Source organism: Rhodanobacter thiooxydans LCS2, from assembly GCF_000264375.1.
GTDB classification, from domain to species: Bacteria; Pseudomonadota; Gammaproteobacteria; order Xanthomonadales; family Rhodanobacteraceae; genus Rhodanobacter; species Rhodanobacter thiooxydans.
Map to the genome: position 1 here is coordinate 1 of NZ_AJXW01000062.1, position 15,850 is coordinate 15,850.

Genomic DNA, 15,850 nt, shown 5'->3' on the forward strand with positions numbered 1-15,850 from the left:
GGCGAGTCCACGCGATTACGAAACTTACTGGAACATCGCCCGCGAGTGCACCCCTACAGCAGCCGGTTGACCAGCCGGTCCAGCCGGACACGGTTCACCCGGCGCAGCAGCCGGCGCACTTCGGCCGGGTAGCGCCGCGGGCTTTCCAGCGCGCGGTCATCGCTCAGCCGCGTGGCATGCCGGCGCAGCGCCGCCCACTCCGCCGCATGTTTCGCCTGCAGCAGGTGCGCGGGATCGCGCAGCACCAGGCCGTTTTCCAGGTCCAGCGACCAGGCGCGCGGGTTGAGGTTGTTGCCGGTCAGCACGGCCACGTCATCGTCGATGAACAGACCTTTAAGGTGGTAGCTGTTGTCGCCGTCGCGCCACAGATGCAGGTTGAGCTGGCCGCTGTCGAGCTGCCGGCGATGCGCCCGCGCGAAGCGGCGCAGGTTGTTCTCATACAGGTACGGCAGCAGGCCGATCGCCTTGAACGGCTGCCCCGGCGGAATGTAGAAATCGTTGGCGGTCTTGTCGCCGACCATGATGTCGATGCGGCAGCCGCGCCGCAGCAGCTGGCCCAGCAGCACCCGCACCGGCCGCGGCAGGTTGAAGTACGGCGTCAGCAGCACCACCCGCTCGCGCGCGCCGCGCAGCAGGTCGAGCAGCGTCGCGTTCAGCGCGTTGTCCGCGCGGCCGAAGCCCAGCAGCGGCGTCACCGCGACCTCGCCCGCGGCCAGCGTCGCCGGCGGCACCTCGTAGCCCGCCCGCTGCAGCTGCTGGCGGAATTCACGGATCGCCGGCTGCAACAGCCTCGTCGGCGGCACTCCGGCCACGTCCAGCCGCTGCACGGCGTCGCTGCCGAGGAAGTGCCGCTGCACGAACCGGGCCATCGCCTCGGCCAGCCCCGCATGCTGCAGCAGGTGGTAGCGATCGAGCCGGTAGCGCCCATGCCGCGCCAGGTAGACGTCGTTGAGGCTGGCGCCGCTGTACAGCACCGCGTCGTCGATCACGAAGCCCTTCAGGTGCAGCACGCCGAACAGTTCGCGGCTCTGCACCGGCACGCCGTAGACCTCGACGCCCGTACCGAACCGCGCGGCGGCCTCGCGGTACATGCCCGCATTGCCTTCGCTCTTCTGCTTGCCGATCAGGCCGCGCTGCGCGCGATGCCAGTCGACGAACACGGATACCTGCAGGTCCGGCACGCGCCGCTTTGCCTCATGCAGCGCCTCGAGCACCTCGCGGCCGCTGTCGTCGTCCTGCAGATACAGCGCCACGATCACGATGCGCCGGCGCGCTTGCGCGATCAGGCGCAGCAGCTCCCGCCGGAACGTGACCGGATCGGGCAACACGTCGATGGCCTCGGCCGGTACCGCGAAGAACGGCAAGTCTGCATGTGTTTTCGGCCTGCGCCGGAACGGCAGCATGCGGCGCGCGAGACGACCCGGTGCGGCTATCAGCTTGTTCATGGCGACATCGATGTGCAACAGCGCCCATCATCGCAAACCACAGCGCACACGCCTACCTGCAGCTCCTTGCTCGCATTGCGGCAACGTAGATGGCCAGCAGCGATTTGCCCACGAAGATCCACGCGCACCGTGCATTGGCAAGCCCGGTCAGCCAAGGCCAGCACGAGGAAAGCCGCTGCCGGTTCGGGGACGAGGATGGGGCGGGGCCGTGCCGCTCCTGCCCTCATACGCGGTGAACCCAATGTAATAGAACTGTGGCTGCCGACTTCCGGCAAGTTGCAATGAAGGGCATTCGACACAAGGGATCCGGCAGATGTCACCATCACCCGAACAAAACGCATCACTGGCGCTAAGATCGACGCTGGCGAAAAGCTTGCAACGGACTACGACACTTCGTGATCGACCCAACACTGCGCCGGAAGCGCCCGCCACCAGTGACCGGAAACTTCCGAAAACTCCCGCACCAGATCGCCGTGTCGACGGCGATATGCCTCGGTGCACTGCTCGGTGCGCCAGGCTATGGTGGAACTCCGCCAGCCGTGGGTAAATGCCCCTTGCTGGTCCTCGCCGCTTCGAACAGGGCACCACCGTCATCTGCGCCGGATGTTCCCGGCGGGAAGGGAAGCTGCCTGGTCAAGGCGCATGCGCTGGATAGCCACGGCACGGATATATTCGACCTGCGCGACCGGAGCCATTTTCTCGAATTCCATGTCCCCGGCGCCCGGCAGGCCACGATTACCGAGCTGGTCACCAGACCGGGAACAGGTAGCCGTCCGACAGTCGTCTACGACGGGGGGCGGTTCCGTTCTGATGCACTGCAGCTGTGCGACCGGTTGCGCCATGCCGGTTTCCATCAGGTGCACGTCGTCGACGGCGGCATCGCGGCATGGGCGCAATTGCACGGACTGCCCGAGGCGATGACGTTGAACCGCCTGTCCGATACCGACGTGGCCGCCGCTCTGGCTGAACCCGGCAGCCGACCAGTGGTGCTGGATGAATCGCTGCGTTCGGTACTGCCGGTTCCAGAAGATGCCGCCCCGGCCAGCGCCGAACGCGTCATCGTGCTCGTCACGGCCGCCACGGCGCAGTCTGCCATCCGAGCGCGGCTGAAGAAGGGCATCACCACGCTGTACTGGAGCGGCACTGCGGAGCGGCTGCGCCAATTGCTGGACACGCAATTGGCACAGAACCGGAAACGGCTTGATGGTCCCGCGGTATCGAAGGCCTGCAACGCGCTGTGAGTCAGCGCAAACCGGAGTCGACGGTGGCTTCGGGCGTCGCCCGGACCGGACTGAAGATCCAGTCGCTGTAGTGTTCGGCACCTTCCAACCCCGCGTCCTCTGGATCGAAACCAGCCACTTTCAACGGTTTGCGCTGCGACTTCGAGTACACCCCGATGATGCCACCGACCTCGACCACCACACCCCAGTCGCGCGTCCGCGTTATCGGGTCCGCGTAGATCTTGCGCAGATGGCGGCGCAGCACGCCCGCGCGGCGATCCAGCACGAGTTCATCCAACGAGGTCGGGTACGTCCGTGGCTCGACAGCGTTGCGATAGCTGGCCAGAGCATGCCGGAACTCCGCACCGACGCGCAGCAGTTCGACTTCGTCGGAGCGAACCTTGGCGTAATACTCCAGCGTGCCCATCGCCAGCATCGAGATCGCCAGCAGTGCGATCAGGAACAACATCAGCAGATAGGCGAAGCCGCATTCCCGCCGCACGGTCAAAGCTCCGAATACACGTTACCGCGCGGGTCGGTGCCCTTGGCCCCGCTGTGCACGTCGGCCACGCCGGTATCGCCGCCCAGCGTCTCCTCCACCGTCACCCATGTCTGCGCACTGTCCGTGATCGGGTCGACCGGCACGTCCCGCAGGTAATGCTCGTCGGCCAACACCTGCAACGAGGCAGGAAAGCGCGCCTTGTCGTCGTGGTAGCGGTCGATTGCGCTGCGCAGCACGCGAAGGTTGCTCTTGAGCGCCACCAGCTTCGCGTTTTCCACCGAGCCCTGGTAACGCGGCAGGGCAATGCTGACCAGCACGGCAATGATGGCCATGACGACCATCAACTCGATCAGGCTGAATCCGCTTCGTCGCAAGCGCATTTCACCAGTCCTTGTAGGGCACGTCGTTGAGACCGGTGCCGGCGGAAGTGCTGTACACATCGAATACGTCGTCGCCGGCAGCCGGGGCATCCGGCGGACTCGCATAGCTGCGCAGGCCCCAGGTGGCTGCGGGGTCCACCGCGGCGCCGACATACATGGGGTCAGCTGGCAGCCGGCGCAGGAAATAGATCTTGCGGCGATCAGGCGTGCTGACGTCGTCGACGCCCTCGGTCAGCACCGCCAGATCCGGTGGATAACCGCTCTGGCCGAGCTTGGCCTGAATGCGCCCCTGCTCGACCGCCTTGCGATAGTGGTCGATGCCGTCGCGGATGGTCGCCAGCGCCGAGCGCAGCTCCGCTTCGCGATGGCGCTGCGTCACCAGCCGTGCCGAGGGCACAGCCACCAGCAGCAACACGGCCATGATCGCCAGCGTGGCCAGCAGCTCGATGAAGCTGAAGCCATGCGACCGGCGTCGACCGACGAGATACAAGCCGCTCATCGGATCTTGATCACCGTGTCCGCCAGCTTCGCCTGGCCGGCCTGCTCCGGGTCGGGCGTGGCGGACAGCACGCGGATTGGCGTTTTGTCCGCCTTGGCGAGCGCCTTGAAGGTGATCTGCAGCAAGCTGCCCTGACCGGAGACTGCGGTGCCCTGACGGATTGCCGTTGCGCTGATCCTGCCGGCGGAGAGGTTGACTTCCTTGGTCAGCGAACTGTGGCCGCCGCCCTGTGCCATGAACTTGCCCTCCTCGATGCTCACCACCTGCAACACCTTCGGATCGAACCCCAGCATGAGCGGCAGCTGCGCGATGGCATTCAGCGCGCTGATGTTGAGCACCGCAGTGAACTGCTCGCCCACCTCCACCTCGGCCGGTGCGGACCAGTCGAGCAGGACGCCCTGCCGCGGGGCATCGGCTGCCGGCGCCGGCGCCGTGGATGCCGGTGCCGGTGAAACGTCGTTCGCCCCACTGTCTGTCTGGCCCTCGTCCCCCGCCACATCGGATGCGGCCTTAGCCGTACCGACGCTGGTTCCGCGCAGATGGTTGGCGGTGCCGCTCTCGAATTCCATATCGTCCATGCCCGCCCTGCGCACGCCACGGATCAGGTGCGGGGTGATCGACAGGACGATCTCCGTATTCTGCACGTCGTTCTTCCTGGACCCGAACAGATGGCTGAGCAGCGGCAGCCGCGAGATGAACGGCAAGCCATTGGCCGCCTTGCGGTCCTCCTTGTTGATCAGGCCAGCAAGTATCTGCGTCTCACCGTCCTTCAGGCGCAATACGGTCTGCGCATTGCGTGTACCGATCTGGTACGACAGCGTGCCCGACGCCGTGGTGATCTCGCGTACCAGGCTGCTCACTTCCAGGTTGATCTTGATCGATACTTCGTCGCCTGCGTACACGCTCGGCTCAACCTCCAGCTTGAGGCCCACGTCGACGTAGTTGACCGTCTCGGAAACGAAACCGGTGGAGGTCGAGGTCGAGGTGATTACCGGCACCTTGTCGCCGATCAGCACGCTGGCCTTTTCCTTGGTCTTCACCCGGATCTTCGGGTTGGCAAGGATTCGGGCGTCCGAGCGTTCGTCATGCAGCTTTACCGTGGCATTCGGCACGGTCGCATAGATGCTCGACGCATTGAGTCCCTTCAGTGCGTCGATCGAGAGCGCGGTGGCTGTCTGCGATGGCGGCAGTACCGACAGGCCGATTTCCGCCGGCAAGCTGATGCCCAGGTCCAGCAGCTTCGACTTCTTCACCTCCAGCACTTCGACGTCGAGCATCACCTCGGGCTCGCCGATGTCCCCCAGTGCGATCAGCCGCTCCGCCAGGCGGATCGCGTCGGGGCTGTCGCGCATGACCAGCATGTTGAGCTTCTCGTCGACCATGACCGTCTCGGTCTTCAGGATCGCCTTGAGCATCTCGGCAACCTTCTTGGCATCGGCATTGGCCAGGTAGAAGCTGCGCACGTTGAGCTGACGGTACTCGCCGACCTTCTGCGGCGTGTTGGGGAATACCAGCACCGAGTTGCCGTTGATCACCCGGGTTTCCAGCTGGGTGGACAGGCCGATCATGCGAATCGCATCGTCCAGCGGCGTCTTGCGCAGGAATACGGATACCTTGAGGTCAGGACGGATGTCCTGGTCGTAGATGAAATTGATGCCGGAGGCTTTCGACAGGACGTCGAACGCGACCTTGACCGGCACGTCGCGGAACTCCAGCGTCACCGGTTTCCTGAAACGGTCTTCCAGGCCATCGCCTGGCTTCGGCTTGCTGCTGTCCCGGGCAGCATGGATCCGTTCCAGGCTGTTCTGCGCGCGACGGTTGTCCGGATCCTCGGCCAGCAGGACGCGTACCATGCGCTCGGCCGGATCGAGCTCGCCCGCGGCGATCCACTCGTCGATCTTCACCAGTTGCTCGCCATGGCGGCGGGTATCGGAAATCCGCTTGATTCCATTGATGGCAAGCGCGCTGTCGGGTTCGATCTGCAACGCGGTCTGGTAAAGGGTTTCCGCTTTGGTGAGGTTGCCCGCCAGACGCGCCCGCTCGGCTTCGTGAGTGACCGTCTCGAACGCCTCCTGCCGCCTGAGCAGGTACTGCTGGCGGTATTCCACGTTCACCGGCTTCGCCTGTGCCGCGGCGCGGTATTTCTGCACAGCCTGGACGTACTCGCCACGATCGAACAGTCGATTCGCGTCGCGAAACTGCGCCATGCTGCCGCACCCGCCAACGGCCAATGCGATCGCCAGTGGCAGCAGGTACCGGCGCGGGCGGAGGCACCCGGTTTTCAGGATCGACATGGCTTCCTCGGTAACATCATTCGGACAGTGCGGGGTCGCTGACCGCGTACTGGCGGGCCTCGCCCGTGGGCAGGTAGGTGAATACGGCCTGGCCGCCACCGATCTTGTCGAAACGGTAGACGTCCTTCACCGACTGGGTCGGTGTCAGCGTGTAGTTTTCATTGCCGTAGGCGACGAACACGGTTGGCGTCGCGTCCGCCTGCATCCAGCCGAGAATCTTCAGATCGGCCGACGGCGCCGGCGCGATTGTCTCGACGGCAGGCGGAGCCTCCTCGGCCACCGTCTGGACAGCGGTGTCGAACAGGCTGGCGGCCAGTGCCTCCTCGCTGCGCACATGCAATACCGGTGCGCGGCTGGCCGGTCGTACTGCGGCTTCGGCGCGATGGGCGACTCGCGCCGGCAACGCGGCCACGCTGGCCGAGGGAACCGCCGGCCGACCGAAGATCGCCACGGCCAGCAGGATCAGGATGGTCGAATACGCCACCGGGCGGAACCAGCGCTTCATGGAGCCACCTGCACGGCGGCGTTGTCGTCCAGCAGGGCCACCGCGAGCTGGATGTCGGCATCGACCATGGCATCGCCCACGCTCTCGCGTGCCACTCGCAATCGGGCGATGTAGGCCGAACGATCCGCGGCCTGCAGCCTGCCAAGCAACCTTGCGACCTCGTCCCAGCGCGTCCTGACGGTGAAGACCGCCACCTGACGGGTTACCCCGGCCTCGGCGACATGTTCGAACTTGAAGCGGATCTGCTCGGGCGCGAAGCTCTTGTCCTGCAGCTCTTCCAGTATCCGCTGGGTAATCTCGAAGCGCCGCGCCGCCGACGGCAGGGGCAGCGGCTCGCGGCCATCCGCAACCGCTACTTCGACCGGTGTGCCATGCAACGCACCGGCCCGTGCCGCTGCCAATTCGGTACCGACGTGCCGCAGACGCAGTACCGTGACAGCCACGCTCGCGACCAGGCCAAGTACCGCAATCGCAACGGCCATACACGCCCACATCAGCACGCCATGGCGAAGGTGTCCACGATGCAGCGTCCACAGGATGCGCCGGAAAGTCAGTCGATCCATTGCGCACCTATCTCGAAACGAACGCCATCCGCATGCCGCTCCAGGCCGAGCAGACGCACCTGCCGCAACACGTCGGCCCGCTTGCTCAGCGCCTGGGCGTACGTGTTCGCGACCGTAGCGCTGTCGACGCGGCCGCTGATGCGCACCGCGCCGGTGGCCGGATCGACATCCATGCCAAGCAGGCGCACGGCATGGTCATGCGGTGCCAGCAGGCCCGACAACCGGGTCCAATCGCGATTGAGCAAGGCCATCTGCCGACCCAGCTGCTGCGCCGCTGCTGGCGACAATGCCGGCAGCGGCGGCTTGCGGCGGGGTGCCATGCGCGCAGCAAGCTCCTGGATCTGGGCGAGTTGCTGTCCACGCCGAGCGAGCTCGGTGTCGAGACGGTTCTTCCAGTACAGCAGACCGCCGACGACGATCGCGCCGACGACCAGCAACGCCAGCAGCAACCGCGACAAGCGGCGCACCAGCGTCCACTGCAGTTGCGGCAGTGGCTTCATAGCCATGCCATCACCACGCCGTGCCCCGCACGGATCGGTGCCGGGCCGACCAGCGGCAGCAGCGTGCCTGCATAGACCTCCGGCTTCTCCGCCGTGGCCAGCCAGCGCAACTGGCTGTCATCGGCGAAAGCGAACTGCTTGCGCGACGACCACACCTCGACATCATCCAGGCCGGCACCGCCGCCCGACAGGGTTTCTATCTGTACGACCCCGCCACCCTCCAGCGTGATGCCGGTAATGCCATCGTCCTCCGCATAGGCCAGCAGCGCCTGGCTGGCATCCAGCGCCCTGCCGTAGCGCCGCAGGATCGGCCCGATGCTGCTGTCGACCCCGGCCAGCACATGGCCGGACGCTGCCAGTCCATCACGCAATCCATCCACGATCGACAGCGGATAAGCCGCCGCCAGGACCGGCTCGCCGTAACGCGGCCAGTCGATCTCGATCCGATACGAGGCGGCCGTCACCCCCGCCGCCGCCGCGAACGCCTCCGCGACATAACGCCGGATCGCGGCGCCGGTGTAGCAGGAAGAGAGCCATGGCAATACCTGGTAACGGCATTGCCGCGCCGACAGCAGCAGCTGCACCGAGGCGTTGCCGAAATGCGCGCGCAGGGTTTCGCCCAACGCCTTCCAGTTGGCACCCGAGACATCGGCGTGCGCAGTCACCACCGGCGCCAGCACGCTGGCCCGTGCCGAGGTGATCGTGCCGGTGGCGGATACATACAGAGCGAGTGTCTTCTTGCCCATGCTATTCCGCGAAAGTGACCCGATTGACTTCGAGCAGGGTCGTCTCGCCCCGATAGAAAAGTTCCAGCGCCGCCGAACGCAAACTGCCACCGCCCTGCTGCGCTGCGCTGGCGCGCATCGCTGTCACCGGTGCCTTGAGCGCGATCAGTTCGCGCAAGGCATCGTTCATCACCAGGAACTCGGAAATGGCGCGGCGCCCCCTGTACCCCGTACCGCGGCACTGGCCGCAACCGCGACCACTGCGCAGGTCCTTGCCGGCCAGGTCGGTTTCGTCCAGTCCGGACAGCGCCAGCGTTTCCGCATCGGGCATGTACGGTTGCGCGCATTCGGAGCAATTCACCCGCAGCAGGCGCTGCGCCCACACGCCGACCAGCGCGGAGGCCAGGCTGTAGGGATCCACGCCCATATGCAGCAGGCGGCCGACCACGTCGTAGACGTTGTTGGCATGTACGGTGGTCAACACCAGATGGCCGGTCAAGGCGGCCTGCACGGCAATCTGCGCGGTCTCCTCGTCGCGGATCTCGCCGACCATGATCTTGTCCGGGTCGTGGCGAAGGATCGAGCGCAAGCCGCGGGCGAAAGTAAGCCCCTTCTTCTCGTTGACCGGAATCTGCAACACGCCGGGCAGCTGGTACTCGACCGGATCCTCGATCGTGATGATGTTTTCCTGGCCGCTGTTGATCTCGTCGATGGCGGCATACAACGTGGTGGTCTTGCCCGATCCAGTCGGGCCGGTCACCAGCACCATGCCGTAGGGCTGCGCGACCAGCTTGCGCAACGCACCCACCGAATGGGCGTCCATCGCCAGATCGGCCAGCTTCAGCATCTGCTCGCGGTTGCCGGTCAGCGCGCTGCGATCGAGCAGGCGCAGCACGGCGTCCTCGCCGTGGATGCTGGGCATGATCGATACGCGAAAATCCACCTGGCCGCCGCGTGCGGTGACCCGGAATCGCCCGTCCTGCGGCACGCGTCGCTCGGCGATGTCCAGATCGGACATCACCTTGATGCGCGAGATGATGCGTTGTGCGGTATCCACGCCGCTCACTTCCGACACCGGCACCAGCACGCCGTCGATGCGGAACTTCACGCTCATGCCTTTCGGCGTCGATTTCAGGTGGATGTCCGACGCCTCCTGTTTGAGTCCGTCATAGAGGATCGAGCTGACGACGCGCACGACCGGGCTGGCGTCGCCCTCGATCTTTTCCAGCGACAGCAGCTCGTCGTCGCCGACCACCACCTCGGCATGCGACAGGCCCTCGACACGCTGCTCGGTGGCGCGCACGCCTTGCTCGGCCTGGGCCAGGAAGGCACGGATTTCGTCCAGGTGCGCCAGCCGGGCCGCATAGGGCTCGCGCAGAGTCAGCTGCGCCCATTGCGCGGTGTCGTCCGAGAACGGATCGGCCAGCACCAGCAGCAATCCCTCTGCCGCGGTGCGCAGCAGCACGCAGTCGCGCCGCGCGCATTCCACGTAAGGCGCCAGCGCAAAGTCCGGTACGCCGGCGTACAACTCGACCGACGGCAGCGGCGCGATGCGCGACAACCCGGCCAGTGCGCCCACGAAGGACACCGCATCGAGTCCGCTGTCGTCCTGCAGCAAGGTCAGCCAGGACTCGCCACTGGCCATCGCGCGGCCGCGCGCCGCCCGCACCTGTGCGACTGAAAGCGCTGGCGCCGTCGGGACGATCTGGACGACCTGCGCGTTCACTGACCCACGCTCCCGACCAGGTCGAAGATCGGCGAATACATCATCAGCACGATCGCGCCGATCACGACGCCGATGAACGACATCAGCAGCGGCTCGAACAGGCGCGAGAACATGTCCACCCGGCGGTCCAGCGCGATATCCAGGAAGTCGGCCAGCTTGTCGGCCATGTCGGCGAGCGCGCCGCTGCGCTCGCCCACGCGCAGCAGGCTCTCGGCGATCGGCGGGATCAGGCTGGAACCACCCAGCGCCTCGGTCAACGGCTGGCCGGAACGCAGCCGGCCGATCGCCGTGGCCAGTTCAGCCGACTGCAGCGGATTGACGATGCCGCGCGCCATCTCCAGCGCCTGCAGCAGCGGAATGCCGCTGACCAGCAGCAAGGCCAGCGTGCGGTACAGCCGCGACAAGCCCAGCGTGCCGAAGATGCCCGACAGCACCGGGATACGCATTAGATACGTCAACGCGAGGCGCCGCCCGGTGTCGTTGAACACCAGCCATGCCGCCCCGGCGCCCAGGCCAAGCAGGACGGCGGCGAAGGCCAGCGGATGCTGCTGGATCGCTTGGCCGAAATGAATCAGCAGCAGCGTCATGGGGCCGGTGTGGCGGCCGCTGCCGTCGAGGATGGCGCTGAACTTGGGCAGCACGTAGGCGATCAGGAACAGGATCACGCTGCCGCCGACGCCCATCAGCAACAGCGGGTAGATCGCGCTGGCACTGACCTTGCGCTTGATCTGATTGATGCGCGCGTCATAGGCCAGGTAACGCTCCAGCGTCGAGGCGAGGCCACCGGTGGTCTCGCTGGCGGCCACGCCGGCTACCAGCACCTGCGGGAACAACGCCGGCTCGCGCAGCAACGCGTCGGAAAACGATGCGCCCTCGCGCAATGCCAGCAACACGCGTCCCAGCACCTGCCTGAAACCGGGGTTGACCTCCTTGCGCTCCAGCGCCTCGATGGCCTCGACCACGTTCAAGCCGGCCTTCAAAAGGGTCAAGGTTTCCTGCAGGAAGATCGTGCGCGACCAGGACACACGCAACGGTGCCGGCGCCGCTTCCACCAGTTCCACGCGCAACACGCGCGCACCGGAGCGCGCCGCTTTTGCGCTGGCCACGCCGGCGGATTCGGCGTCAATGTCCAGCCATTCGGACCGCCCGCCAGCTGAGATCAATACCCGATGCTTCACTTGCCGGTATCCATCCCCACGTCGGCATTCTCGCCCTCGCCACCGGGCTTGCCGTCCTTGCCGTAGGCGATCACGTCGTAATCGCCCTGCGCGCCAGGCACGCGGTACACATAGGGATGCCCCCACGGATCGGGCGGCACTCGCTTCTGCAGGTACGGACCGTTCCACTTGCTCTCGCCGTCCGGCTTGACCACCAGCGCATCCAGCCCCTGCTCGCTGGTCGGGAAGTGCCCCATGTCCAGCCAGTAGGCATCGATCGCCTTGCGCAAGGCATCGATCTGGCCGAGCGCGGCAGTGCGCTCGGACTTGCCGATCTGCTGGAAGTAGCGTGGTGCCACATAGGCCACCAGGATGCCGATGATCACCACCACCACCAGCAATTCCAGCAAGGTGAAGCCCGCCTGCTTCGACATGCCGCCGTGTTTCATCGCAATGCTCTCAATATCCAGTAGATCGTCGGCTGTTCACTGCCTATGTCGGTTTCGCTGACCAGAACGATTTCCGACGAGCTGACCACCGACTCGTTCTCGCCGACCGCACCGAACGTCGTGATGCGAACCAGTACGGTGAAACCGGGAGCCTTGTTGATCACCGCCCGCGCGCCTCGAATGGGGCCGCCGTTGTTGGTCAACACGGGCCTGTAGCGATACGTCCAGAGCTTGGTGACCGGGCTGCGCTGCTTGCTGACCAGCTGGTAGCTGGCCACCGCCAGGCCCATGTTGCGGTCGTGGTTCTGGTCGCGCACGGTGCCGCTGATCGGCGTTGCCGATACGCCGATGTAATTCGGGTCACGACTGCTGGCCTTGCCGATCGTGATGGTGAACGGCTGGTCGCCGTCCTTCACGCCGTCGTAGACGGGAATCACGGTGGCCGACTGCGGTGCCGACCAGTTGCTCGCGTTGAACACCAGCTGCCGCGGCGTGACATTTGCCTCGGTGGCATCGCTGCTGCTCAGCGGCACGATCACCTCCGCCACGGGCTGACTGGCCAGCGACACGGCGAAGTTGCCGGTATCCCTGCCCTCACGCAGACCCATGCTCGAACGTGCCGTGGCGCTGATCACGCCAGTCTGCGGCGAGGTGGGTACCACCACGGTGCCGGGCGCATAGCTGCGGCCCATGCCGCGATCGTCGTAGATCAAGCCGTAGACCGAGTAGGCGCCTGGCGCCAGGCCGGCGGTGTTCCACACATAGCTGCCGTCGTGGGTGCCCGCGTCCTGGCGCAGGCCATCGACGATGCGCGTACCGGCGTAGCCACTGCCGGTCTGGTCGTAGTACAGCGCGATGGTCGGCTCGATGTTCGGGCCGGTGCCGCTCCAGGCGATCCGCGGCGCGCCGTCGCGTGCGTCGACGAGGGTGGCCGGTGAGCTCAACGACATCGACGGCGCCACGTAGGTACCGGTGCTGACGAACAGCGTCGTCACCGGCGACCAGGCACTGACGCCACCGTCGTCATCCTCCGCGCGCACGCGCCAGTAGTGCGTGGTCTTGTCCAGCAATGGCGTGCCCGGCTGCCAGCTTTCGGTCGCACTGGTGCCGCCGGCCACCAGAGTCTGCAACGCCGCGTCGCGATAGACCTCGAAGCGGTAGCGCAGCGGATCGTTCTCCGGATCGGTCGCGGCGTGCACCTCGAAGCTCGGGTGCAGCGTCGAGGCCCAGGCGCGGTCGCCCGGGTTGGCCACCACCGGTACGGTCGGCGCCTCGTTGGTGGCGTTCATCAGGAACTCGCCACCGGACCAGGCACTCTCGGCGCGGCCGTCACCGGCCTTCACGCGCCAGAAGTAATGCTGGTTCTCGACCAGATCCACAGCCCGCCAGGTGGTGACGCCATTCGCGGTCGCCGGCACCGGTGCCGAGGCCTGGCGGTTGGACGAGTCGAAGGTGTTGACCGTATCGATTTCGAACGTATAGGTCAGCGCATCGCCGTCGGCATCCGTGCTGCCCTGCGCGGAAAGCGTGGCCACCCCGGCCGTGGTCACGTCGACACCGTTGATCGGACTGACCGCCAGTGGCGCCGTGGGCGCGGCATTACCGGTGAACACGGTGAACGGGCGCAGCGGCGTCATCGTCTGCGCACCGTGCTCGTCGGTGGCCACCGCACGCCAGTAATAGGTGGCGTGGTTGGTCAGCGGCACCATCACGGTCCAGCTGGTGGTGCCGCTGGGGTCGGGCGCCAGCTCGGTGATCGCCTCATGGCGCGTCGTCAGCGTGGTGTCGGTGAATACCTCGAAGCTGTAGCTGATCGCATCGCCATCGCGATCCTGTGCATTGGTCAGCGACAAGGTCGGCGTCAGGCTGTCGACTTCGGCGCCGGAGACCGGTGCAGTGAGATTGAAGATATCCGGCGGATCGTTGTACAGATTGACCCGGAAGTTGCCGTCGACCCAGGCGCTGTTCACGCCGCTGGGCGCCAGTGCGCGGGCACGCCAGTAGTAAAGCGTGTTGTCGTTGAGGTCCTCGGCCGGCGTCCACGCGGTCGGCTGACCGGCGGTCGGGTTCTTCACCACCGTGCCTTCGTCCAGTTTCGGGGTCAGTCCGGCATCGGCGTACAGTTCGAACTGCACCGATCCGGTGGGGTCGTTGCTGGCTTCCCCGGCGAGCACCTGCAGCTGCGGCCTCAGGCTCTGGATCTCGGCGCCAGCCAGGGGGGACACCAGTTGCGGAATCGACGGGCCGGGCGGCGGCTCGGCCGACTCCACCCGGATCTTGGCCGACCGCGTCGACGACAGGCTGCCGTCGCTGGCCAGGTAGTTGATGATGTAGGTGCCGGCCTGGCCAACCTCAGGCGTCCAGTCGAACACGCCGGTGCCGTCGCCCTGGTCGTGGAAAGTGGCGCCCGTGGGCAACGGTGCGGCGCTGAGCCGTACCGGCTTGTGCATCGGACTGGAAGCCTCGACCAGGAAGCCGACCTGCTCCTTCTCCTTCACCACCCGGTCCGGGATGAACTGCAGCACCGGTGCCACCGGCACGGTATCCGGGTTGCGGAACGCCATGTCGTACACGCCTGGCGAATTCGCGTCGAACACGTTGAACCAGTATTCCCACTGCTTGGTGTCCGGGTTCTTCGTCTTCGACAGCCACACGTTCTCCGTCGCCATGGTCTTGGCATCCGCACGCATGACGGTGCCCAGCACCTTCTGCCCCTGGTAGGGATCGGGCTTGCGCACGTAGATGAAACCCTGCGACGGAGGCAGCGCGAGGCGATAACCGGATGGGCCGGTGGTCAACGTGGCTTCGGCGGAACGATCGGTGACCGTGCTGTCCTCGCCCTCGGACTCGTACAGGTTCAGCGTGGTGCCATCGGTAGCCAGGAAGTCGCGAATCACATCGCGCCCGGGCAGGTCCACCCGCACGTCGCGCAGCAGCAAGTGCGCATTGGTCGCCTGCAGCAGCGAGGTCAGCGCACCGCCCAGCTCGTCGGAGTGGGTGAAGGTGGCGGTGAAATCGACGAACTTGCCCGCGATGTTGCTCTCCATCTGCCAGCGACCCATCTTGCTGGTGCCGGGCGCGATGTTGCCGAAGTCGATCAGCAGCGAATTCGTCGTCGGCTGGTCCTGCACGTAGCTGCCGAGGATCTGGAAGGTGATCGGCAGGCCCTGCTGGTTGTCGATGATCTTCGGCTGTGCCGAGTTGATCTTCAGATCCTTGGCCGGCGCCATGCCGGAATTCTTCACCCGCACGCCCAGCGTGTACGGCTCCGGCGCCTCGATCTCGGTGGTGAACGGGTCGTCCGCGTTGATGTCGCGGGTGAGGAAGTAATCCAGGGTCAGCGACGGCAACGGCTTGACCGTGATCGCGTCCGGATTGAGCTCCATCACGTGGGTCTCGTTGCCGAACGTGTAGCGCAGCGTGGCGCCCACCAGGTAGCGCTTGCCGAACGGTGTGTTACCCGCCGAGCCCGGTGCCGGAATCAACATCCAGTTGATCGTCGCCGTGGCCTGCGCCGCCACCTGGCCGGTGCCGTCGGTATTGTCGATATTCTGCTTCTGGGTCTGGCGCAGGAAGAACTTCGCACTGAGGTCGTTCGGATCGGTGGTGATCGTCACCGGCGCACCCATCTCGTCCGTCACCTTCACCTCGATGCTGATGTCGGTCAGCGGCGTGGAAGGCAGCGAGTTGGTGATCTTCATCTCCGCATCGAACGCCTGCCGCTCAAGCGTCAGCTCCTGCTTGATCTCGATCTTGACCCGTGCACAGACGGACTCCTGGGCAACGGCTTGCCCACAGACCAGCACACCCACCCACAGGGCGAGTGCGCAAACAGCGCTCTTCCATGCGATTTTTGGCACGAGAATCCCCTGAAAACCTTGCTGT

14 protein-coding genes are annotated in these 15,850 nt (G+C 65.8%); 1 reads left to right on the forward strand and 13 read right to left on the reverse strand.

The window, feature by feature from the left end; all coding sequences use genetic code 11:
- Positions 1-53: 53 nt before the first annotated feature.
- Complete coding sequence (pssA, locus tag UUA_RS12725) at positions 54-1,445, reverse strand: CDP-diacylglycerol--serine O-phosphatidyltransferase (RefSeq protein WP_039954006.1); 1,392 nt, start codon at positions 1,443-1,445, stop codon at positions 54-56.
- 554 nt (positions 1,446-1,999) lie between these two features.
- Between pssA and UUA_RS18925 the strand changes: the two genes are divergently transcribed.
- Positions 2,000-2,686, forward strand: coding sequence for a rhodanese-like domain-containing protein (locus UUA_RS18925; protein WP_161940588.1), 687 nt, complete (start codon positions 2,000-2,002; stop codon positions 2,684-2,686).
- Between the two features lies 1 nt (position 2,687).
- Here the strand turns inward: UUA_RS18925 and UUA_RS12740 are convergent, their stop codons facing one another.
- The 12 genes from UUA_RS12740 to UUA_RS12795 form a co-directional block, all read right to left on the reverse strand.
- Positions 2,688-3,167 carry a hypothetical protein gene (locus tag UUA_RS12740; protein WP_063107796.1) on the reverse strand — a complete coding sequence of 160 codons (480 nt, stop codon included), beginning with the start codon at positions 3,165-3,167 and terminating at the stop codon, positions 2,688-2,690.
- A 2-nt stretch (positions 3,168-3,169) separates the two neighbouring features.
- The gene (locus UUA_RS12745; protein WP_008437517.1) at positions 3,170-3,547 is read right to left on the reverse strand and encodes a type II secretion system protein; all 378 of its coding nucleotides are present in this window, start codon (positions 3,545-3,547) and stop codon (positions 3,170-3,172) included.
- Between the two features lies 1 nt (position 3,548).
- Entirely contained in the window at positions 3,549-4,046 is a 498-nt protein-coding gene (locus UUA_RS12750) for a type II secretion system protein (RefSeq protein WP_008437518.1), read from the reverse strand.
- Entirely contained in the window at positions 4,043-6,253 is a 2,211-nt protein-coding gene (locus UUA_RS12755) for a cohesin domain-containing protein (protein WP_161940589.1), read from the reverse strand. The genes UUA_RS12750 and UUA_RS12755 overlap by 4 nt, the downstream gene beginning before the upstream one ends.
- A gap of 103 nt (positions 6,254-6,356) precedes the next feature.
- Positions 6,357-6,845: a hypothetical protein gene (locus UUA_RS12760; protein ID WP_008437521.1), complete on the reverse strand. Its 489-nt coding sequence runs from the start codon at positions 6,843-6,845 to the stop codon at positions 6,357-6,359.
- A complete protein-coding gene (locus UUA_RS12765; RefSeq protein WP_008437523.1) occupies positions 6,842-7,327 on the reverse strand; it encodes a hypothetical protein in 486 nt (161 codons plus the stop codon). Before UUA_RS12765 ends, UUA_RS12760 begins: the two co-directional genes overlap by 4 nt.
- A 68-nt stretch (positions 7,328-7,395) precedes the next feature.
- A complete protein-coding gene (locus tag UUA_RS12770; RefSeq protein ID WP_153022907.1) occupies positions 7,396-7,914 on the reverse strand; it encodes a hypothetical protein in 519 nt (172 codons plus the stop codon).
- Entirely contained in the window at positions 7,905-8,654 is a 750-nt protein-coding gene (locus UUA_RS12775) for a hypothetical protein (protein ID WP_008437525.1), read from the reverse strand. The genes UUA_RS12770 and UUA_RS12775 overlap by 10 nt, the downstream gene beginning before the upstream one ends.
- A 1-nt stretch (position 8,655) precedes the next feature.
- Positions 8,656-10,359, reverse strand: coding sequence for a GspE/PulE family protein (locus UUA_RS12780; RefSeq protein ID WP_008437526.1), 1,704 nt, complete (start codon positions 10,357-10,359; stop codon positions 8,656-8,658).
- Complete coding sequence (locus UUA_RS12785) at positions 10,356-11,522, reverse strand: type II secretion system F family protein (RefSeq protein WP_039954001.1); 1,167 nt, start codon at positions 11,520-11,522, stop codon at positions 10,356-10,358. Before UUA_RS12785 ends, UUA_RS12780 begins: the two co-directional genes overlap by 4 nt.
- A gap of 11 nt (positions 11,523-11,533) precedes the next feature.
- Positions 11,534-11,950 carry a type II secretion system major pseudopilin GspG gene (gene gspG / locus UUA_RS12790; RefSeq protein ID WP_153022909.1) on the reverse strand — a complete coding sequence of 139 codons (417 nt, stop codon included), beginning with the start codon at positions 11,948-11,950 and terminating at the stop codon, positions 11,534-11,536.
- An 11-nt stretch (positions 11,951-11,961) separates the two neighbouring features.
- Positions 11,962-15,825 (reverse strand): fibronectin type III domain-containing protein, encoded by a 3,864-nt coding sequence (locus UUA_RS12795; RefSeq protein WP_153022910.1) that lies wholly within the window; start codon positions 15,823-15,825, stop codon positions 11,962-11,964.
- Between the last annotated feature and the right edge of the window lie 25 nt (positions 15,826-15,850).

Bases quoted from the DNA above. Each gene is read 5' to 3' on its own strand.
- pssA (WP_039954006.1), bottom strand. From the start codon at position 1,445: ATGAACAAGCTGATAGCCGCACCGGGTCGTCTCGCGCGCCGCATGCTG.
- UUA_RS12745 (WP_008437517.1), bottom strand. From the start codon at position 3,547: ATGCGCTTGCGACGAAGCGGATTCAGCCTGATCGAGTTGATGGTCGTC.
- UUA_RS12750 (WP_008437518.1), bottom strand. From the start codon at position 4,046: ATGAGCGGCTTGTATCTCGTCGGTCGACGCCGGTCGCATGGCTTCAGC.
- UUA_RS12755 (WP_161940589.1), bottom strand. From the start codon at position 6,253: ATGGCGCAGTTTCGCGACGCGAATCGACTGTTCGATCGTGGCGAGTAC.
- UUA_RS12760 (WP_008437521.1), bottom strand. From the start codon at position 6,845: ATGAAGCGCTGGTTCCGCCCGGTGGCGTATTCGACCATCCTGATCCTG.
- UUA_RS12765 (WP_008437523.1), bottom strand. From the start codon at position 7,327: ATGGCCGTTGCGATTGCGGTACTTGGCCTGGTCGCGAGCGTGGCTGTC.
- UUA_RS12770 (WP_153022907.1), bottom strand. From the start codon at position 7,914: ATGGCTATGAAGCCACTGCCGCAACTGCAGTGGACGCTGGTGCGCCGC.
- UUA_RS12775 (WP_008437525.1), bottom strand. From the start codon at position 8,654: ATGGGCAAGAAGACACTCGCTCTGTATGTATCCGCCACCGGCACGATC.
- gspG (WP_153022909.1), bottom strand. From the start codon at position 11,950: ATGTCGAAGCAGGCGGGCTTCACCTTGCTGGAATTGCTGGTGGTGGTG.